We start from the raw sequence: 20430 nt of genomic DNA on the forward strand, positions 1-20430 counted from the left end.
GCTGGTGCGGTGCGGGTCAGGGAGCCTGGCGGGTGAACACGTGGGCGCCCTTCTCCGACGGTTCCTCGGTGCGGTGCAGGCGGTACTCGGCGACCCAGCGGTCCCCCAGGGCCCGCTCGTCCGGCCGGTCGGCGTCGTCCAGGACGATCACGGCGTCGTCGGTGCAGTGCGGCAGCAGTGCCGGGACCGCCGGGTACCTGGCCTGGACACCGGTGGCCTGGGGTGGCCCGTCCACGAACATCAGGCCGACGCGGTCCAGGCCGGTCAGCCGGGAGGGGTCGTACCAGAGCGGCTGGGACGTGACCGGGCCGTCGGGTTCGGCCCCGGCCAGCTCGGGCTTGACCTCGGTGAGCGGGGCGTGCCGGACCTCGACGACGTCGTCGAGTCCGTGCGCGGCGACCAGGTCCCGGCTGAGCTCGGCGTAGCGCTCCTCGTGCTCGATCGCGACCAGGCGGCCGGTGCCCGCCCGGCGCAGTGCGTAGCCGATCCACACGCTGGAGGCGCCGCTGCCGCACTCCACGACGAGTTCGGGCCGGTGGCGGTCGATCAGCCGTACGAGCAGGCGCAGGACGTCCGGCGATGCGGCCCAGCCGCGCAGCGGCGGCATGAAGGGGGCGACGTCCAGGTACGCGCGCAGCTCGGCCCAGGCGACCTGCTGTTCGTAGTCGTGGCGGCCCTGCACGGTGACGGCCCGCTGGATCTCCCGGCTGGCCCGGGGCAGGGCGTGGTCCTGGAGCCGGGACAGGCGTTCGCCCACCCCGTCCAGGGAGCGGGTGATCTCCAGGCGGTCCCGGCCGAGCGCCTCGGTGACCCTCTGGCCGTGTCCGTCGACGGAGGCGGACAGGGCCCGCAGTGAGCGCCGAAGCGTCCACAGTCCGGCGCCGAGGGCGCAGACCAGTCCGCCGAGCAGGAGCACGGCGGTGGCGATGACGGCCTCCGCCCAGCTCAGTACGGCCAGGACCCCGAGCACGGCCGGGAGGGCGAGCACGGTCAGGCCGAGGACGGCACCGATCGCCAGGAGGGGTTTGGCTCGGCGGCGGAGCGTGCGCAAGGGGGACCTCCACGGGGGTCGCGTGGCAGCGGGATCAGGGGGGAGGTCCGGGTTTTTACGAGAAAGTCCCGGACACTTTCGACACTAACTCCTCAAAGTGCCCGCGGAGTTGTTCGCCGGGGAAATCGAAACCCGAACGGGAATCAATTCCCCCGGCGTTCACCGACGCATCACCGCGGTTTCCCGTCCGGACACTTTTCCGTCCGCGCGCGGAAACCATTCCCCCGTGCCGCGGGCCGGGTTCACCAGCCGGTGGCCTCGACCAGGGCCTCCTCCATCGCCGGGGCGAGGGTGCGCGCGTAGGTCGCGGTGACGTGGGAGTGGTCCCAGAACACCAGGATGTTGCCGACCACCGCGTCGCAGTAACCGTCGGGGCACACCTGGTCGGTGAGGTCCATCAGGGTGACGTTGGGCGGCAGCGCGACCCTGGTGGCGGGGTCCACCTCCTCCTGGCTGGCCGAGACCGGGGACACGCACCGGTCGACCGGCCCGGACTCCACGCACTCGGCACCCTGGTAGGTGAGCCGGGGCAGGTCCCGCAGGCCGATCACCTCGACGCCCAGCCCGTCCAGCCACTCCCACATGTCGAGGAAGCCGTCGTGGACCCGCTCGCCGTTGAGTGTGGCGCGGGTGGAGGAGGTCAGGACGGCGTCCGGGCTTAGCTCCTCCAGTTCGGCCATCGCCTCGGCCTTCCACTCCTCGCACTCGTCGAAGACCGCGCCGTCGCGGTGGGAGGTGTCGGTGCTGAACTGGCAGCCGCTCTTGCTGAACGAGACCAGGCGCCATCCCCGGGCGTCGGCCGCGGCCCGCACGGCCGGATACCAGTGGGCGACCCGCGAGGCGCCGACCAGGGCGAGCGTGTGCTCGGCGTCGGCCGGTCCGGAGTCGCAGACCACCAGCTCCGAGGAGGTGAGGGTGACGTGGCAGCCCTCCTGGTGGTGCCAGGACAGGTCCTGTCTGGCGTCGGCCGGGTCCGGCCGGACCGGGACGTCGGCCAGGACCGTGGTGGGGTCCGCGACCACCCCGGCCCCCGGGTAGCTCTCGGGGGCGGCCAGTTCCTGGGCGCGCTGGGCGCGGTCGCGGTCGATACGGTCCGTCCACAGCAGTGAGGCGGCCAGGACCGGGACGATCAGCGCGGCCGCGATCCCCAGCGACCACGCGGGGGTGCGGCGGGCGGCGGGCCGGGTGAGGCGGTCCAGGCCGCCCTCCACGAACCGGTGGGTGAGCCAGGCCAGGACCAGGGACGCCCCGAGGACCCCCAGTCCGCCGAGCGGCGTGGCCAGGGACCTGCCGGTGACCTCCAGGTAGCAGACCAGGACCGGCCAGTGCCACAGGTAGAGGGCGTAGGAGCGCCTGCCGAGCTCGGTGAGCGGCTTCCAGGTGAGCAGGCGGTCGGCGCCGCGCGGGCTGCCCGTGGTCCCGGCCAGGAGCACCAGGACGGCGGCCATGGTCGGCCACAGAGCCACGTAGCCGGGGAAGAGCGTGGAGACCGAGAGGAGCACCCCGCAGGAGACCAGGGCGGCCAGGCCGAACCAGCCCAGGAACACACGCAGCCGCAGGGGCAGGCGCACGCGGTGGATGACCAGGGCCAGGATGGCTCCCAGGGCCAGCTCCCAGAGGCGCGCCCCGGTGTCGAAGTAGGCCCAGGCCTGGTCCCGGGCGGTGATCGAGACCGAGTAGCTCAGGGAGAGCGCGAACACCGCCGTGACCAGGACCAGGACCGTCACGCGGAACGGCAGCCGCACCCGTGTGGCCACCAGCGCCGCGAGTGTGATCAGCACCGGCCACAGCAGGTAGAACTGCCCCTGGATGGACAGCGACCAGAAGTGCTGGACCGGGCTGGGCGCGGCCTCCCTGGCCAGGTAGTCCACCGCCGCGTGGGCCAGGGCCCAGTTCTCGTGGTAGAGCGCGGCCGCCCGGACCTCGTCCAGGATGTCGCCCCAGCGTGAGCGGGGCAGCAACAGGTACACGGCGGCCATGGTCGCCGTCAGGACCACCGCCACCGCGGGGACCAGCCGCCGGACCAGCCGGGTCCAGAAGGCGACGAACCGGACGCGCCCCTCCCGCTCGACGCTCCGGACCAGGGATCCGGTGATCAGGAACCCGGTGAGCACCAGGAAGACGTCGACACCGCCGGAGACCCTGCCGAACCAGATGTGGTAGACGGCCACCAGGAGCACGGCGACGGCGCGCAGCCCCTCGATCTCGGGCCGGAACCCCCCGGTGCCGCCCTTGGCGCGCACGTCGTCGGGAACGGACGGGACGGAGGTGGCCCTCGCGGCGAGGGCCTTCGGATTGGAGGAGTACATGAGCGGCGGTGGCCTCGAAGTGCTAGGGAGACTGTGCGCCGAACGAGGCGTCTGAACGGGTTCCGTCACTCGAATTCGGCGCTGCATCTTCGCCGTTCCCGATGCCCACCCGGTGAATGGCGGGCCAACGCCCGAACAACGTTTTCCGGGAACCCGGCAGGCGGATCTCGGACAGCCCGGCCAGAGTAGGTCGAACGGGCGCCGGGCCCCGGACTCCGACGTTATTCGGGAGGTTCGGGAACAAGGGTGATGGTTTGTGTGACAGGCGCACGGGAAGGCTGGGGGAAGGCCTGGGCGGGTGAGGGCGCACGGGCCCCGTGGACGCCGGACCGGTGACCGGTCACGGTCGAGGACGGGCCCCGTAGCGCGGACGCCCCGGTGGCCGTTTATTCCCGGAGACGGGTGTCAAGAGCCTGACATCGGGTGTCCGGCCGCCCGGCTGATAGCTTGCTGACTAGAGCGATCCCATCGCTGTAAGCCCGAAGAATCGCGTCATTTGGAAAGGTGCGTCAGAGATGTCTGCGCCATACTCGCTTCCCGAACTGCCCTACGACTACGCGGCCCTGGAGCCGTGGATCTCCGGTCAGATCATGGAGCTGCACCACGACAAGCACCACGCCGCCTACGTCGCTGGCGCCAACGGCGCTCTGGAGCAGCTGGCCGCGGCCCGCGAGTCCGGCGACTTCGGCACCGTGAACCAGCTCCAGAAGAACCTCGCGTTCCACCTGGGCGGCCACGTCAACCACTCCGTCTTCTGGAAGAACCTCTCCCCCGAGGGTGGCGACAAGCCCGAGGGTGAGCTGGGCGCCGCCATCGACGACCAGTTCGGTTCCTTCGACGCCTTCCGCGCGCACTTCAACGCCGCGGCCACCGCGATCCAGGGTTCGGGCTGGGCGATCCTGGCCTGGGACGCCCTGGGCCAGCGCCTGATCATCGAGCAGCTGTTCGACCAGCAGGCCAACATCGCCATCGGCACGCAGCCGCTGCTCATGCTGGACATGTGGGAGCACGCCTTCTACCTCCAGTACAAGAACGTCAAGGGCGAGTACGTCAAGGCGTTCTGGAACGTGGTCAACTGGGCCGACGTCCAGGAGCGCTTCGCCGAGGCCCGCAAGGTCCAGCTCGGCTAGGTCGTGTTTTTTGGATCATTCCGCGCTTGCGACCACCAGGCTGCCTCTCACTGCGCCGATGAAGCTCGGACAGCCAAACCCGGGCGGGCCCCCGCTGTGCGACACTGCGGAGCTTGCGTAGCAGCGCACAGTAGGGGCAGCTTCACTCCACGGCTTGCGAGAGATTGCCGGGCCCCCGCTGTGCGAGGCTGCGGAGCTTGCGTAGCAGCGCACAGTAGGGGCGACGGCCGCTCGCATCGATGGCGGCTCCGCCGCCACCGGCGAAAGCATCCAAAAAACACTCCCTAGTGTCCCGCCCGCTCCGCCGGTCACCGACCGGTCCGGCAGCGGGAACGGCGGAGGGCGGCACCGTGTGGTGCCGCCCTCGCTGCCGTCCGGGGTCCGGAGGTCCGGTCAGACCACCAGGGCGTCGGGGTGGTCCAGCACGGGGCCGTGCCGGTCCAGTTCACGCCAGGCGCGGGCCAGGCGCCACACCAGTTCCTCCCGGGTGGCGCGGTCGTAGGCGAAGGGCAGCCGGAAGAACTCGTCGTGGCGGTCGTCGCCCGACGCCGACATGACGGGGCCGGGCACCAGCTCGACGTCGTGGGCGAGCGCGACCCGGGCGAAGGCGCGGGCGCTGGTCCCGGGCAGGTGGACCCACAGGGCCGCGCCACCCTCGGGGGTCCGCCAACTCCAGTCGGGCAGGTCCCGGCGGAGCAGGCCCTCCATGTGGTCGAGTGCCGCGCGGAGCTGTTCGGAGCGCTCCCGCGCGAGCCGGGCGTAGCGGTCGAGCAGGCGCACGCCCACCGCCTGGTCGAGCAGAGGGCTGGCGAGGTCGGCCAGGACCTTGCGTCGGCTGAGCCGGAGCGCCATCTCGGCGGGCGCCCGCAGCCAGCCCAGGCGCAGGCCCGCCCAACCCACCTTGGACAGGGAGTCGACGGTCACCACCTCGGCGCCGCGCGGGGCGTGGGCCGCCAGGGGCGCGGGTTCGTCGTCGGCGCGCAGGCCCGTGTACGCGCTGTCCTCCAGGATCGGCACCCCGTGCCGCGCCGACAGTTCTCCCAGTTCACGACGGCGGGCCGTGGACATCATGGTGCCGGTGGGGTTGTGGTACGAGGGCATCACGTAGAGCAGGTGCGGTGAGGTCTCCGTGAGGACGCGGCGCACGCCGTTGGGGTCGATCCCCTGGTCGTCCAGGGGAACGGGATGGATCCGGGCGCCCCGGTCGCGGAAGAGGTCGAGGCAGCCCGCGAAGCTCGGGTCCTCGGTCACCACCGGGGAGCCCTGCCGCAGGTAGAGCTGGGCGACCAGGGCGACCGCCTGGTGGGCTCCGGTGGTGACCACGATCTGGTCGGGGTGGGTGGGCAGGCCCTGGCGTTCGTAGTGCCGCGCGATCGCCTCGCGCAGCGCCGGCAGACCGCGCGGATGGTAGTTGCCCTCGGCCATGAGGGCGGGCAGGTCCTCGGCGGTGACCTCGCGGATGGCCTGTTCCACCCCGGCCAGACCGGGGGTGCGCAGGCACGAGGCGGAGATGACGTTCTCGTCGGCTTGGAGGAGGTTGCGGTACAGGGGGTTGCCGGTGCCGTTGGGGTTCCACCCGTCCGAGCGGACCGGTGCCCGGGAACCGCACACCCGGGTGCCGCTCCCCTGACGGCTCTCCAGGACCCCCTCCACGCGCAGGTGGTCGTAGGCGGAGACCACGGTGGTACGGCTGACGCGCAGCGCGGAGGCGAGGCCGCGTTCGGAGGGCAGGCGCTCGCCGGGGACGAGGGTGCCCTGGTCGACCAGCCCGCGCAGGGAGTCGGACAACCGCCGGTGGAGGGCCCCGCTCCCGGTGAACCAGGCGCCCAGGGAGTCCACCAGGTCGTCGGTGCGTCGAACGGGGTCCATTTTCGGCTCCATTGGCTCTCCTCGTGTCCGCGTCGGAATCCGATACTGGCACCAGTCCGACCGAACCCACCAGAGCCGGACCGGCCCCTTCAGGGTCCAGTTGAGACGGGAGTTCGCATGCGTTCCCTCCTTCCCACCCGTACCGCCCGCCGCGCGTCCGCACGCGGAAGGGCCTGCCGGAACCGCGTGGACCCGGCCCCGCAGGCTCCGGGGGCGGTCCTGGTGGAGTCCCGCACGGTCACCGGCGACCCCCGGCACCTGTCCGCCCTGGCCTCCGCGCTGCGCGCCCGTGCCGAGGTCCACCCGGGCCACCTCGACGAGGTCCACTTCTCCGACGACGGGGCCTCCGTGCGCACGGTGAGCCGCTGGCGCTCCCCCGCCGACCTGCGGTCCTTCGTGGAGCGGGCCCACGGGGACCTGCTCGCCTACCGAGCGGAGGCCGGGAGGTTCCCCGAGGTGGAGCGGACCCTGTGGTGGTCCCGCTCCGCCACGGCGGTCACCCCGGAGGAGGCGGAGGCGCGCTCGGCTCGCCTGCGCGCCCGGGGCCCCGGCCCGGGGGCCTTCACCCTGGGCTCCCCAGTCCCCACGCCCGCCCGTGCCGGTGGCGCCTGAGGTCCCGTGCGCGACCGCCCCCGCCCACACGAACGGGCCCGGCCGTCGGTGACGACCGGGCCCGTCGACCCCTCCCGCACGCCCCTCGTGGTGCGGGATCAGGCGGAAACGGGACCGGGGGTAGGGGCGAGCGGGGCACCCATGGCGTGGTAGCCGCCGTCCACGTGCATGACCGTGCCGGTGACGGCGCGCGCGGCGGGCGACATCAGGAAGAGCGCGGGTCCGGCCACCACGGTGGTGTCCTTGGTGTCCCAGCCCAGCGGGGCGTGGCCCGACCAGGAGTCCGCGATCTGCGCGAAGCCCGGGATGGAACCGCCCGCGAGGGACTTGATCGGACCGGCGGAGATGGTGTTCACGCGGATCCCCTCCGGGCCCAGGTCACGGGCGAGGTAGCGGGCGGAGTTCTCCAGGACCGCCTTGGCCGAACCCATCCAGTCGTAGACCGGCCAGGCGACGCTGGCGTCGAAGGTCAGGGAGACCACACCGGCGCCCTCGGGCGCGTTGGCGAGGAGGTCGCGCATGCCGACGGTGAGGGCGGCCAGCGAGTAGCCGGAGATGTGGATCGCCTTGGACACGTCCTCCCACTCGGTGTTGAGGAAGTTGCCGCCCAGAGCGGTCTCGGGCGCGAAGGCGATGGCGTGGAGCAGGCCGTCCACGTGGTCCCAGTGCTCACCGATCGCCTTGGCCGTGGTGGCGATCTGCGCGGGGTCGGTGACGTCCATGGGCAGGACGGCGACCGGCTCCTTGGGCAGCCGCTTGGCGATGCGCTCGCAGATGGAGAAGGCGCGGCCGGGCGGGTTGGTCAGGATCACCTCGTGGCCCTGGTTCATGGCCTCCTCCGCGATCGCGTAGGCGATGGAGGACTGCGTGGTGATGCCGGTGATGAGCAGGTTCAAGGGGTCCCCTGGAAGGCGGTGTTCGGGCTGGCAGTGGCAACGTATCGGCGCGCGGTGGGGTGCGTCTGCCGTGGAACGGCACAAAGAATCGGCCCCGGCCTTGAAGGGGTCCGCCAGTGGAGTGGCGCCTCCGGGGGCCGCGCCGGGGCCCTCACCCCGGTTCCGGAGGGGACCAGGTGCCGCCGAGCCCCACGCCCAGGGATCTCCCGGCCACCGTGGCGAACGCGTCCGGGGCCAGGGCGCCCATGCCCGAGGGGAGGACCCCGGAGAGCGGCCCGGCCCCCATCTCGGGCAGGTCGACGAGGTTGCAGCGCATGGCCAGGTCCGGCCGACGGGGCCAGGAACCCACCACGACCCCGGCGGGGACGAGCCCGCGTGAGCGCAGGGCCTCGGCGGTCAGGGCGGTCGCGTTGAGGGTGCCCAGCCGGGGGTCGGCGACCAGCAGCACCGGGGCGGCCAGGAGTTCGGCCACGTCGGCCAGGGTCTCCCGGTCCTTGTTCAACCGGACCAGGAGCCCCCCGGCGCCCTCCACCAGCACGAGGTCGTGGCCGCGGGCGAGGTCGAGGGCACGGTCGGCCACCTCCCAGGCGGCCGGACCGTCCCGACCGGCACGGGCGGCGGCGGTGGCGGGGGCGAGCGGTTCGGGGAAGCGGGCCGTCTCGGCGGTGGTCACTCCGGGGACCAGCCGCGCGACGGCGCGGGCGTCGCCCTCCTCATCGGGGCCCACCCCGGTCTGGGCGGCCTTGAGCACCGCCACGCGGCGCCCCCGTGCCACCGCCCGGGCGGCGACGGCCGCCGTGGCCACGGTCTTGCCCACCTCGGTGCCGGTGCCGGTCACCACGAGCACGGTCGTCACCGGCCACCCTCCTCGTCGTCGCCCCGCCCCGGGGTCTCCGGCTCCTCGGGGCCGGGCGGGGCCGTCCCGCCCTCCAGTGAGGCCTCGGCCGCCGCCACCATCGCGGCGGCGATGGTCGCGACCTCCTCCTCCGTGCAGACATAGGGCGGCATCGCGTACACGTGCTGGCGGAAGGGCCGCAGCCACGCCCCGGCCGCGAGCGCCGCGCGGGTGGCCTCGCGCACGCGCACCGGACCCTCCAGTTCGACCACGCCGATCGCGCCGAGCACCCGCACCTCGCGTACGCCCGGCAGTCGTGCGGCCGGGGCGAGCCCCTTGCGCAGCCCGGCCTCGATCCTCGCCACGTCGCCCCGCCAGTCGCCCTCGGTGAGGAGTTCCACCGAGGCCAGGGCGGTGGCGCAGGCCAGCGGGTTGCCCATGAAGGTGGGGCCGTGCGCGAGCACGGGAACCTCCCCCTCGGCGATCCCCCGCGCCACCCTCCCGGTGCACAGGGTGGCGGCCAGGGTCAGGTAGCCGCCGGTCAGCGCCTTGCCCAGGCACAGGATGTCGGGGACCACCCCGGCGTGGTCGGCGGCGAACATCTCCCCCGTGCGGCCGAACCCGGTGGCGATCTCGTCGAAGACCAGCAGCAGCCCGTGCGCGTCCGCGATCCGGCGTAGTTCCCTCAGGTAGGCGGGGTGGTGGAAGCGCATCCCGCCCGCGCCCTGGACGACGGGTTCGACGATGATCGCGGCCAGTTCCCCGGCGTGTGCGCGGGCCAACTCCTCGAACCGCGCGAGGTAGCCGGGGTCGGGCGGGGTGTCGAACCCGGCGGGCGGCTCGGGCGCGTGCACCTGGGCGGGCAGGACGTCCCCCCACAGCGCGTGCATACCGCCGTCGGGGTCGCACACGCTCATGGCGTGGAAGGTGTCCCCGTGGTAGCCGCCCCGCCAGGTGAGGAACCGGCGGCGGCCGGGGGAACCGGTGGACCGGTGGTACTGGAGGCACATCTTCATGGCGACCTCGACCGACACCGACCCGGAGTCCGCGAGGAAGACGTGGTCGAGGCCCTCGGGGGTGATCCGGACGAGCGCCTCGGCCAGCTCGGCGGCGGGCGCGTGGGTGAGCCCGCCGAACATCACGTGGCTGAACCGGTCGACCTGGGCGTGTACCGCCGCGTCCAGTCGCGGGTGGCGGTAGCCGTGGATCGACGACCACCAGGACGCCATCCCGTCGACGACGCGATGGTGGCGGCCGTCGGCCCACAGGTCCAGGTGGACGCCCCGGGCGCCGGTCACCACGTAGGGCGTCTCGGCCGCGGGCACGGTCGTGTAGGGATGCCACAGGTGTGCGCTGTCGGCGGCGCGGACCCGGGCGGGGTGGGCCGTCTCGGTGCTGGTTCGCGACATGGTGACCCATTGTTCCGCCCGCGCGGCTACTGGCGCCCCGTACGAGTGAGCCAGGAATCCCCACCGATTCTTTGTGGGCTTTCACCGGTGACCGGGGAGCCGGAAGGCGGCAGAGTCGTACACGCCTCCCTGGCACAGCGAGGGACGGGTCGCCCCAGCGGGCTTGGCCGCTGCTGGGTCGACCCGCCCAGGCCTCTCCACCGGCCCCGTGTCCCGCGCACTTACCTCGTGCACAAGGCTTTTTCGCACCCGTGGTCCCTCCCCCGTCCCCTCACGTACGGAGCCGCACCAGCGACCGCACCCACCACCGATCTCCGAGGAGCACTCCTCCGCATGGAACGCCTCCACACCGCCGTCCGCCCCACGCGCCGCCCCTGGACCCTGCGCGCCACCCGTCCGGGCGCCGCCCCGGCACCGCTGCCCACGGGCCACCCCCTCGCCTGGCTGGACCGGGCCGCCGAGCGCCGGGCCCGCGCCGGGCTCACCCGCCGGACGGTGCCCCGATCCCCCTCGGACGGACTCCTGGACCTGGCGGGCAACGACTACCTCGGGCTCATGCGGCACCCCGCCGTGCTGGCGGCCGCCGCCGACGCCGTCCACACCTGGGGCGCGGGGGCCGGGGGTTCACGGCTGGTCACCGGCGACACCGAGCTCCACGCCGAGCTGGAACGCGAGCTGGCCGACTTCCACGGAGCCGAGGCCGCCCTGGTGTTCTCCTCCGGCTACGCGGCCAACCTCGCGATGGTGGCGTCGCTGGTCGCCCCGGCCGCCGACGAGGTCGAACCGCCGCTGGTGGTGTGCGACCAGTACAACCACGCCTCCCTCATCGACGCGACCCGGCTGGCCCGCGCCGCCGGTGCCCGGGTCGCGGTCTTCCGTCACCGCGACACCGGACACGCCACCGAACTCCTCTCCGAGGCCCCGGGGCGGCGCCTGCTGCTCAGCGACACCGTGTTCTCCGTGGACGGGGACCTCACCGACCTCCCCTCCCTGGCCGCGACGGCGCGCGACCACCGGGCCGCACTGCTGCTGGACGACGCCCACGGGCTCGGGGTGCTCGGCCAGGGCGGACGCGGCGCCGTGGGCGGCACGGAGCTGGCGGCCGCCGACGACGTGGTCGTGTCGGTGACCCTGTCCAAGTCGCTCGGCTCCCAGGGCGGCGCCGTCCTGGGCTCGCGGCGGGTGATCCGCCACCTGGTGGAGACGGCGCGCACGTTCGTGTTCGACACCGGACTGGCCCCCGCCTCGGTCGGAGCGGCCCTGGCGGCCCTGCGCGTGCTCCGCGCCGAGCCCGAACGCGCCGAGGCCGTCCGTGCCCGCGCCCGTCAGCTGGCCGAGGGGCTCCGCGAACGCGGGATGGAGGTCAGCGAGCCCGACGCGGCCGTGGTGTCGGTCGTGGCCCGCTCGCCACAGGAGGCGCTCGCCTGGCGGGCCGCCTGCCACGAGGCGGGCGTCCGGGTGGGCTGCTTCCGGCCTCCGTCGGTCCCGGACGGCCGTTCCCGGCTCCGCCTGACCGCCCGCGCCACCTTGGACAACGCCGATATCCGCCGAGTTCTCGACGTCATCGCGACAAACCGCCCCGGGTAGTCTGACTCTGGATCAGGGGTGCGCCGGCCGAACGCACCCCACACGCCCCGCGGAACTGGGAGGCGGTAGGAGATCGTGTCAGCGCGTGATGGTGACCCCCGGGAGCCCCGGGAACCGGAGGGCCCGGAGGACCCCGCCGCGACCTCCGCCCCCGGCGAGCCCGTGACCGGCCCCGAGACGAGCGACGCCGAGTCGTCCGAGCCGGAGGAGTCCGGAGCGTCCGAGCCCGGGGAGGGATCCCCCGCCTCGAACGAGGGCGACGAGGGGGTCCGCGCCCGACGGGTCCGTCGCCGCCGCGTCAGCCTGGTCACCGTGTCCGTCCTGGTCCTGGCCCTCGTGGCGGTCCTGGCCGTGCCCGCCAGCCGCGACACCCTCCTGCGCCTGTGGTGCGACACCACCGGCGGCGTGTGCCCCGGCGAACCGCTGCCTCCCATCACCGAGGACGAGGAGGAGGAGTGGCGGGTCCGGATGGAACCGGAGGAGGCCGCGCTGTGGGGCAACTACGTGTCCCTGGGCGACTCCTACTCCTCCGGTGACGGCGCGGGCGAGTACGAGGAGGGCACCGCCGAGCCCGGCGAGTGCTGGCGCTCCGAGCACGCCTACCCCAGGGTCATCGAGCAGGAGTTCTCCTTCGACGGCGCGCTGGGCTTCTACGCGTGCAGCAGCCACAAGGGCTCCGACATGCTCAGCCAGGTCGGCACCCCCGAGTCGCAGATCGAGCGCGTCACCGAGCACACCTCGCTGGTCACGGTCGGGATCGGCGGCAACGACCTCGGTTTCATCCCCGTCCTGCGCACCTGCATCATGCGGATGCCGCTGCTGGAGCGGACCGCCTGCACGGACCAGGAGGAGGAGGTCACCGAGCGGATGGACGCGTTCGAGGACACCCTCACCGAGGTGCTCACCGAGATCCGGGGTCGCGCCCCGGACGCCCGCGTGCTGGTCCTGGGCTACCCCAGGCTGTTCCCCGAGCAGCCGCCCGGCATGTACTACACGCTCTCCCAGAGTGACCAGCTGTGGCTGAACTCGGTGGCCCAGCGGTTCAACGACCGGATCCGGGACACCGCCTACCAGGTGGACGGCGACGTGTACGGTTCCCGTCAGGTGGGCAGCGTGGAGTTCGTCAACGTCTTCACGGCGTTGAAGGGCCACGAGGTCAGTGAGGACGACGCCTGGCTCAACGGGATCGTCCTCGGTCAGCTGGGCGAGGGCCTGCGTGTGGACCGGGCGAGCTTCCACCCCACCGCCCAGGGCCAGCGCTCCATCGCCGAGCGCGTGCGCCTCCAGATCGAGGAGGGGCCCGAGCGGGTGCTGTTCACGTCCCGGGAGACCCTGGACAAGGTCGACGCCGACGTGCTGCACACCGAACTCGGCGGCCCCCTGGACCCGGTCAACGCGGTCCCCGGCACGGACGCCCCCGACGAGGCCGACGGGGACGGGGACGACACCGCCGAGGCCGGTGCCGGTTCCTGAACACCTCGCCCGGCCGGGGCCGGAGGCCACGGTGCCCCGTCCCGGAGGGGTCCGGGACGGGGCACCGTCGATCCGCCCTCGTGGGGGCGGGGGAACCTAGCCCCGCTCGGCCTTGAGCTCCGCGATGACCTCGGCGAACCGGTCCAGGCCCCAGTTGAGGTCGTCCTCGCTGATCACCAGCGGCGGCGACATCCGCACGGTCGACCCGTGGGTGTCCTTGACCAGTACGCCGTGCTCCGCGAGCCGCTTGCACAGCTCCTTGCCCGAGGCCAGCGCGGGGTCGACGTCCACACCCGCCCACAGGCCGATGCTGCGCGCCGACACCACACCGTCACCGACGAACGCGTCCAACCTGCGCCGGAGCACCTCGCCCAGTTTCCTGGCGTTCTCCAGGTAGGGGCCCTCGGTCAGCATCCGGACGACCGTCCGGCCCACCGCCCCGGCGAGCGGGTTCCCGCCGAAGGTGCTCCCGTGCTGCCCGGGCTGGATGACCCCGAGGACGTCCTCGTCGGCCACCATCGCGGACACCGGCAGGATTCCGCCGCCCAGCGCCTTGCCGAACAGGTAGGCGTCCGGGACGACGCCGGTGTGCTCACAGGCCCGGATCGTGCCCGTGCGCCCCAGACCCGACTGCACCTCGTCCGCGATGAACAGGACCCGGTTCGCGTCGCAGATCTCCCGGATGCGCGGCAGGTAGTCGGCGGACGGCACGATCACACCGGCCTCGCCCTGCACCGGCTCGATGAGCACCGCCACGGTGGTCTCGTCGATGGCGTCCTCGACGGCCCGGGCGTCACCGTAGGCCACCGAGCGGAAGCCCGGCGTGTAGGGGCCGAAACCCGTCTTCGCCTCGGAGTCGGAGGAGAAGGAGATGATCGTGGTGGTCCGGCCGTGGAAGTTGGCCCCGGCCACGACGATGGTCGCCTGGTTCTCCGGGACGCCCTTGACCTCGTAGCCCCACTTGCGGGCCACCTTGATGCCGGTCTCCACCGCCTCGGCACCGGTGTTCATCGGCAGGACCTTCTCCTTGCCGACCATGTCGGCGAGGGAACTCACCCACGGGCCGAACTGGTCGTTGTAGAAGGCCCGGCTGGTCAGCGTCACCCGGTCGATCTGGGCGTGCGCGGCGGCCAGGAGGTCGGGGTTGTGATGGCCGAAGTTCATGGCCGAGTATCCGGCCAGACAGTCGAGGTAGCGCTTGCCCTCCACGTCGGTCACCCAGGCGCCACGGCCCTCGGCGATCACGACGGGCAGGGGTGAGTAGTTGTGTGCGGACCTCGACTGTGCGAGTTCGATGTGGTCCGCGCTGGAGAGTCCCTGTCCGCCGGGGTTTCCGACGGAGTCCTGCTGTCCCAGATTCTGGGTGGTCATCTAGCCGCTCCGATCACCTTTGACCGATGGTCAGACAGTAGATACCCACCGTGGGGCCCTGTAGAGCCCCGCGGCGGGATCTCCAAGAGTTGAGCAGATGATCCGGTGAGCCCACAAGGGGTGGTGAAGATCACCGGCCGCGGCCCCGGGCCCGAAACCCCGGCACCTCCCGCCCCGGCACCCCCGCTGAGCTTGAGCGGCCCGGCGGGGCCTCCAAAGGGGGTGACGGGGGACGGTTACGCAGGTGACGCGGTACACAGCCTCCACAGCGATCGGCCGCCGCCCCGACGGGTACGTTCGCTCGTAACGAGCCACAGCCGCCGCGAGCGCCCCGCGCCGAGGACGGCTTTCACGAACGTCAGGGAGGTCATCGACGTGCCCCTACACGCGTCCCCGGACAGCCCCTTCTCCCTCGCCAACCTCATGACGGCGGTGACCGACGCCGTCCCCGACCGGATCGCGCTGGTCGCCGGAGCGCGCCGTCTCACCTACCGCGCCCTGGAAGACCGCTCCACCCGGCTGGCCCGGCACCTGGCCGCGGCCGGTGTGCGCCCCGGGGAGAACGTCGCGATCCTGTCGTTCAACCGCGCCGAGTGGGTGGAGGCCTTCCTGGGCGTCCTGCGCGCGGGCGCGGTGCCGGTCAACGTCAACTACCGGTACGTGGCGGGCGAGCTCCGGCACGTGCTCTCCGACTCGCACGCGGTGGCCCTGATCGCGGAGGACTCCCTGGCCACGACGGTGGCGACGGTCCGCTCCGACCTGCCGCGCCTGCGGCACGTGCTCCTGTTGGAGGACGGTTCCGAGCGCGACGCCTCGCTGGACGGCGTGGACTACGAGGAGGCGCTCGCCGCGCACGGACCCGACGCCGGGCACGGAGCGGCGGAACTGCCCGTGACCAGCGGCGACGACCACTACCTGCTCTACACCGGCGGCACCACCGGCTACCCCAAGGGGGTGCTGTGGCGCCAGGCGGACGTGTTCCGCGCGGCCGTGGAGCGGCGCGACCCGGGCGCCCCGCGCGCCGGGACCCCGCTGGACGTGGCCGAACGCGCCGCGCGCTGCTTCCCGCTGCGGATGCTGGTGCTGGGTCCGCTCATGCACGCCGCCGGGCAGTGGAACGCGCTGAGCATGCTGCTGTGCGGCAAACGCGTGGTGCTGTCCACGGACCGCAGTTTCCGCGCGGACCGGGTGCTGGAGCTGGCCCACCGCGAGGGCGTGCACGCGGTGCAGCTGGTGGGCGACGCGATGGCCCGCCCGCTGGCCAGGCACCTGCTGACCGAACCCGACCTGTGTCCCGACCTCACCTCGGTGCGCTCCGGCGGCACCCCGCTCACCCCCTCGGTGCGCGGGCTGTGGCGGGCCTGGCGTGAGGACGTGGCCCTGGCCGACGCCTACGGCGGTTCGGAGACGGGCGTGTGCGGTTCGGCCACCGCGCCCGACGAGCACACGAGCGTCGCGGACTCCGCGGACCGGCGCAGCTTCATGATGGGCGGCAGCATCGCGGTGCTCGACGGTGCACTGCGCCCGCTTCCGCCGGGGTCGGTCGAGGTCGGCCGGATCGCCCGGACCGGTCGGATCCCGCTCGGCTACTACAACGATCCGATCGCCACCGCGCGCACGTTCCCCACGGACGGTGAGGGGCGGCGCTGGGCGCTGTCGGGCGACTACGGCACCCGGGCCGGGGACGGTTCCATCGTGCTGCTGGGCCGGGGCAGCGTGGTGATCAACACCGCCGGGGAGAAGGTCTACCCGGAGGAGGTGGAGGCCGTGCTGAAGGCGCACCCCTCGGTCGAGGACGTGATCGTGGTGCCCTCCCCGGACGAGCGGCTGGGGCAGAGGGTGACGGCCCTGGTGTCGCTGGCCTCCGGTTCGGCTCCGGACGAGGGGGCGCTGCGGGCGCACTGCCGGGTGCGTCTGGCCGGGTTCAAGGTGCCCCGGACCGTGCACTTCGTGGACCGGGTACGGCGTACGGCGGTGGGCAAACAGGACTACCGGTGGGCGGCGTCGGTGGCCGGGGAGGACCCGGCCGCGCCCGCCGTTCCGACCTCGCCGCTGTCCGGTTCGTACCGGACCTGAGACCGTGCTCCGGTCCGCCGTCGTCACGATCTGTTTTCGGACCAAGGACCTCGCGGGCTGATACCTGACCAAAACCCCGATTCTCAGGGCTCTCGGACGTCCTCACCCCGTTCGGCGCCGCTAGAATTGGCGCAGCCCGGCCCGGGGCCTGACGGCTCTCCTCCCCCATCGCACGGCCCGGGCGGCAAACATCCGCGCGGGCCGGAGTATCGAACCGGTGGAGGTCGTCCCCGCGACCCGCGCTGTACAGCACCCCTTTGACCCGCCGGTCGACCGTGCACACGGGACCGGCGGCCCCATCAGGACGGAGGACGGCGCCCTCTCCCGGGAGACTCCCGGGCCAGCGCCCGACAACATGGCCAAGTCAGTAGGCTCCTACATCTTCAACGCGGTGCGCGGCGGGGCCGTCGGCACCTCCGAGGCACTGCCCGGCATCAGCGGCGGCACGGTCGCACTGATGGTCGGCCTCTACGACAAGCTCATCGGTGGCGCGGGCCACGTGGTCAGCGGTATCAAGCGCTACGTCACGGACGTGCCCCGGGGCCGCGGCAAGGAGCGTGCCCAGGAGCAGTTCCGCCAGGTCGACTGGTCGGTGCTCGTCCCCGCCCTCATCGGCATGGCCCTCGCACTCGTCCTGGCCGCCGTCTTCCTCGCACCGCTGGTGGAGGCGCACGCCCAGTACGCCTACGCGCTGTTCTTCGGCCTGGTCCTGGCCTGCCTGTGGATCCCCTACACCGGCGCGGGCAAGAAGTGGAAGGCCTGGCACTACGCGGTCGCCCTCGTCTTCGCCGCGCTCGCCTTCACGCTCACCGGCCTGCCCGGCGCCAACCTGCCCACGCACCCGGTGGTGGTCTTCTTCGCGGCGGCCGTCGCGATCTGCGCCCTGGTGCTGCCGGGCCTGTCGGGTTCGTTCATCCTGCTGACCCTGGGCCTGTACGAGCCGACCATGGCGGCCCTGCGCGCGGCGGACCTCCCCTACATCACCGTCTTCGTGCTCGGCATGATCACGGGTCTGGCCCTGTTCGTGAAGGTGCTCCAGTTCCTGCTGGAGAACCACCACCACATCACCCTCGTGGTGCTGACCGGACTGATGGCGGGTTCGCTGCGCGCCCTGTGGCCGTGGCAGGACGAGAACCGCGACCTGCTGCCGATGACCGACGTCCCCGTGACGCTCGCCTTCGCCGTCGGCGGCTTCGTGGTGGTCGTCGGCATGATCATCTGGGAGCAGCGCAGGCACGCCCAGCAGGAGCGCGTGGAGACCCGCCACAACGTCACCGTCTGACCGCGTGAGGGGACGGTCCGCTCCGGCGGGCCGTCCACTACAGTCGGAACCACCACAAACCAACACTGATGCCGGGGCCGCGAGGCCCCGGCGGCGCGGGGTGCCGGAGAGACTCCTCCCGGCTGAGAGCACACCCGTCGAACCTGCCCTAGTTCGTACTAGCGAAGGAACGCCAATGAGCGCGTACAACGTCGTGTCCATCGCCGGAAGCGACCCCAGCGGGGGCGCCGGCGTCCAGGCCGACCTGAAGTCGTTCTCCGCCCACGGAGTCTTCGGGATGACCGTGGTGACGGCGTTGACCGCCCAGTCCACACGCGGGGTCACCGGGGTCCACGGTGTCCCCGCGTCCTTCGTCACCGACCAGATGGACACCCTGTTCACCGACGCGACCGTGCACGCGGTCAAGGTGGGGATGCTGTCCACGTCCGAGGTCACCGAGGCCGTCGCGTCCGCCGTGGACCGCTACGGGCTGCCGAACGTGGTCGTGGACCCGGTGATGGTCGCCAAGAGCGGGGACCGCCTCCTGGAGCGGTCCGCGATCGAGGCGCTGCGCTCCGTCCTGCTGCCGCGCGCCGACCTGCTCACCCCCAACCTTCCCGAGGCCGCCGACCTGCTCGGCGAGACCGAGGCCACCAGCCTCAAGGAGATGCGGGGGCAGGCCGAACGCCTCCTCGAACTCGGTCCGCGCCGCGTCCTGCTCAAGGGCGGGCACCTGCCTGGTGAGGAGAGTGTCGACCTGCTGGTCGACGGGGTCGCGGAGCCGGTCGAGTTCCGCGCCGGGCGGGTGGCCACCCGCAACACCCACGGCACCGGCTGCACGCTCTCCTCCTCGATCGCCGCGCTGCTCCCCCAGCGAGCGGACACCGTGGCCGCCGTGGCCGACGCCAAGGCCTACCTCACCGAGGCCCTGCGCCGCGCCGACGAGATCGACGCGGGCGGCGGCCAGGGACCGGTGCACCACTTCCACGCCTGGTGGTGACCGGACGACGCCAGACAGAAGGGGGGACCGGCCACGGCGGCCGGTCCCCCCTCTCGTCGGCCGGGGGAGGTCCCCGGCCGAGCGGGCACTACTTGCTGACGTCCTCCATGATCACGTCCGGGTTCCGCCAGTCCTTGTGGCTGAAGAACTTGCGCGTCTCCGAGCTGATCAGCCCGGACAGCAGGATCAGACCCACCAGGTTGGGCAGCGCCATCAGACCGTTGGCGATGTCGCTGAAGAGCCACACCGAGTCCAGGTTGGCCACCGAGCCCACGAAGATGACGACGATGAAGAGCAGGCGGTAGGGCAGGACCATGCGGCGTCCGCCCAGGAACTCCACGCAGCGCTCACCGTAGTAGGACCAGCCCAGCAGGGTGCTGAAGGCGAACACCGTGACGGAGAGCGCCACGATCACGGCACCGGCCGACCCCATCGAGGGGCTGATCGCGCCCAGCCCCTCCGTCATGGCCTGCGAGGTGAGCAGCGAGCCGTCCTCGGCCCCCTCCACCTGCCACACCCCGGTCACGATGATGACCAGGCAGGTCATGCTGACCACGATGATCGTGTCGATGAAGGTCTGGGTCATGGAGACCATGGCCTGACGGACCGGCTGGGTGGTCTTGGCCGCGGCGGCCGCGATACCGCCCGTGCCCAGACCGGACTCGTTGGAGAAGATGCCGCGCGCGAAGCCCAGTTGGAGGGCGAGCAGGACTCCGGCTCCGGCGAAGCCACCGGTCGCCGCGGTCCCCGTGAACGCGGAGGTGACGACCAGCTGGAGCGCGGGAAGCAGCGACTGCCAGTTGACGGCGAGCACGATCAGGCAGATGCCGACGTAGCCGATGATCATGACGGGCACGAGGGCGGAGGTGACGCGCCCGATGCTCTTGATACCGCCGAGGATGACGGCGCCCGCGGCGATCATCAGGATCAGCCCGATGATCCACGTCTCCACACCGGTGACGCTGTTCATCTGCTGGGCGACCGTGTTGGCCTGGGTGCCGTTGCCGATGCCGAACGCGGCGATGGCGCCGAAGACCGCGAAGGAGATGCCGAGGAAGGCCCCGAAGCGGCCGCCGACACCGTACTTCAGGTAGTACATCGGGCCGCCGCTCTGCTCGCCCTTGGCGTCGGTGCGGCGGAACTTCACGCCCATCAGGGCTTCGCTGTACTTGGTGGCCATCCCGAAGATGCCCATGACCCACATCCAGAACAGCGCTCCGGGACCACCGATACCGATGGCCAGGGCCGCTCCGGCGATGTTGCCGACGCCGACCGTCGCGGCGAGGGCCGTGCTCAGCGCCTGATAGTGCGAGATGTCGCCCTGGACCGACTCGTCCTCCTTCCGGCGGACGAAGGCCAGCCACAGGGCGTGCGGCAGCCGGAACAGCTGGATGAGGCGCAGCCGGACGGTGAGGTAGACACCCGTCAGGAACAGCAGGGGAATGAGGACGTACGGTCCCCAGATGATCTCCGACAGAACGCCGGCCATCTCTAGGAGGTGGTCCACGGAGGACCTCTCTTTCGGTGATTACGCGGGGTAGGGGGCACCAG

Annotated in this window: 15 protein-coding genes and 1 riboswitch; of the genes, 7 read left to right on the forward strand and 8 right to left on the reverse strand. The window is 72.3% G+C overall.

Annotation, left to right across the window (positions count from 1 at the left end; genetic code table 11):
• Positions 1 to 16: 16 nt before the first annotated feature.
• On the reverse strand, positions 17 to 1051 hold the full coding sequence (locus tag AC0VYL_RS20170) for a class I SAM-dependent methyltransferase (RefSeq protein WP_475481134.1): 1035 nt from the start codon (positions 1049 to 1051) through the stop codon (positions 17 to 19).
• 242 nt (positions 1052 to 1293) lie between these two features.
• Entirely contained in the window at positions 1294 to 3360 is a 2067-nt protein-coding gene (locus AC0VYL_RS20175; RefSeq protein ID WP_475481135.1) for an acyltransferase family protein, read from the reverse strand.
• A gap of 515 nt (positions 3361 to 3875) precedes the next feature.
• Here AC0VYL_RS20175 and AC0VYL_RS20180 point away from each other — a divergent pair.
• The gene (locus tag AC0VYL_RS20180; RefSeq protein WP_475455041.1) at positions 3876 to 4490 is read left to right on the forward strand and encodes a superoxide dismutase; all 615 of its coding nucleotides are present in this window, start codon (positions 3876 to 3878) and stop codon (positions 4488 to 4490) included.
• Positions 4491 to 4883: 393 nt separating this feature from the next.
• Here AC0VYL_RS20180 and AC0VYL_RS20185 read toward each other — a convergent pair whose 3' ends face one another.
• Positions 4884 to 6359, reverse strand: coding sequence for an aminotransferase-like domain-containing protein (locus AC0VYL_RS20185; protein ID WP_475483549.1), 1476 nt, complete (start codon positions 6357 to 6359; stop codon positions 4884 to 4886).
• 117 nt (positions 6360 to 6476) lie between these two features.
• Between AC0VYL_RS20185 and AC0VYL_RS20190 the strand changes: the two genes are divergently transcribed.
• Positions 6477 to 6971 carry a DUF3291 domain-containing protein gene (locus AC0VYL_RS20190; protein ID WP_475481136.1) on the forward strand — a complete coding sequence of 165 codons (495 nt, stop codon included), beginning with the start codon at positions 6477 to 6479 and terminating at the stop codon, positions 6969 to 6971.
• A 98-nt stretch (positions 6972 to 7069) separates the two neighbouring features.
• On the opposite strand, the gene fabI is transcribed toward AC0VYL_RS20190, so the two are convergent.
• The 3 genes from fabI to AC0VYL_RS20205 form a co-directional block, all read right to left on the reverse strand.
• Positions 7070 to 7867 (reverse strand): enoyl-ACP reductase FabI, encoded by a 798-nt coding sequence (gene fabI / locus AC0VYL_RS20195; RefSeq protein WP_475455045.1) that lies wholly within the window; start codon positions 7865 to 7867, stop codon positions 7070 to 7072.
• A 151-nt stretch (positions 7868 to 8018) separates the two neighbouring features.
• Positions 8019 to 8723 carry a dethiobiotin synthase gene (bioD, locus tag AC0VYL_RS20200; RefSeq protein WP_475455047.1) on the reverse strand — a complete coding sequence of 235 codons (705 nt, stop codon included), beginning with the start codon at positions 8721 to 8723 and terminating at the stop codon, positions 8019 to 8021.
• Entirely contained in the window at positions 8720 to 10111 is a 1392-nt protein-coding gene (locus AC0VYL_RS20205) for an adenosylmethionine--8-amino-7-oxononanoate transaminase (RefSeq protein WP_475481137.1), read from the reverse strand. The genes bioD and AC0VYL_RS20205 overlap by 4 nt, the downstream gene beginning before the upstream one ends.
• A 333-nt stretch (positions 10112 to 10444) precedes the next feature.
• Here AC0VYL_RS20205 and AC0VYL_RS20210 point away from each other — a divergent pair, with 333 nt between their 5' ends.
• Both AC0VYL_RS20210 and AC0VYL_RS20215 read left to right on the forward strand, forming a co-directional pair.
• Positions 10445 to 11698, forward strand: coding sequence for an 8-amino-7-oxononanoate synthase (locus AC0VYL_RS20210; RefSeq protein ID WP_475481138.1), 1254 nt, complete (start codon positions 10445 to 10447; stop codon positions 11696 to 11698).
• Positions 11699 to 11773: 75 nt separating this feature from the next.
• Positions 11774 to 13171 (forward strand): SGNH/GDSL hydrolase family protein, encoded by a 1398-nt coding sequence (locus AC0VYL_RS20215; RefSeq protein WP_475481139.1) that lies wholly within the window; start codon positions 11774 to 11776, stop codon positions 13169 to 13171.
• Positions 13172 to 13267: 96 nt separating this feature from the next.
• Here the strand turns inward: AC0VYL_RS20215 and rocD are convergent, their stop codons facing one another.
• A complete protein-coding gene (gene rocD, locus AC0VYL_RS20220) occupies positions 13268 to 14542 on the reverse strand; it encodes an ornithine--oxo-acid transaminase (RefSeq protein ID WP_475455055.1) in 1275 nt (424 codons plus the stop codon).
• 375 nt (positions 14543 to 14917) lie between these two features.
• On the opposite strand from rocD, the gene AC0VYL_RS20225 reads away from it, so the two are divergent.
• The 3 genes from AC0VYL_RS20225 to thiD all read left to right on the forward strand — a co-directional run bounded on the left by AC0VYL_RS20225 (position 14918) and on the right by thiD (position 18879).
• Positions 14918 to 16618, forward strand: coding sequence for an acyl-CoA synthetase (locus tag AC0VYL_RS20225; protein WP_475481140.1), 1701 nt, complete (start codon positions 14918 to 14920; stop codon positions 16616 to 16618).
• 355 nt (positions 16619 to 16973) lie between these two features.
• Complete coding sequence (locus AC0VYL_RS20230) at positions 16974 to 17900, forward strand: DUF368 domain-containing protein (protein ID WP_475455059.1); 927 nt, start codon at positions 16974 to 16976, stop codon at positions 17898 to 17900.
• Between the two features lie 86 nt (positions 17901 to 17986).
• A riboswitch (TPP riboswitch) is annotated at positions 17987 to 18087 on the forward strand.
• Positions 18076 to 18879, forward strand: coding sequence for a bifunctional hydroxymethylpyrimidine kinase/phosphomethylpyrimidine kinase (gene thiD / locus AC0VYL_RS20235; RefSeq protein WP_475481141.1), 804 nt, complete (start codon positions 18076 to 18078; stop codon positions 18877 to 18879). It overlaps the preceding riboswitch by 12 nt.
• Before the next feature lie 88 nt (positions 18880 to 18967).
• Here thiD and AC0VYL_RS20240 read toward each other — a convergent pair whose 3' ends face one another.
• On the reverse strand, positions 18968 to 20386 hold the full coding sequence (locus AC0VYL_RS20240; protein WP_475455063.1) for an alanine/glycine:cation symporter family protein: 1419 nt from the start codon (positions 20384 to 20386) through the stop codon (positions 18968 to 18970).
• Positions 20387 to 20430 lie beyond the last annotated feature (44 nt).

Source organism: Nocardiopsis sp. iso_238 (assembly GCF_056173325.1).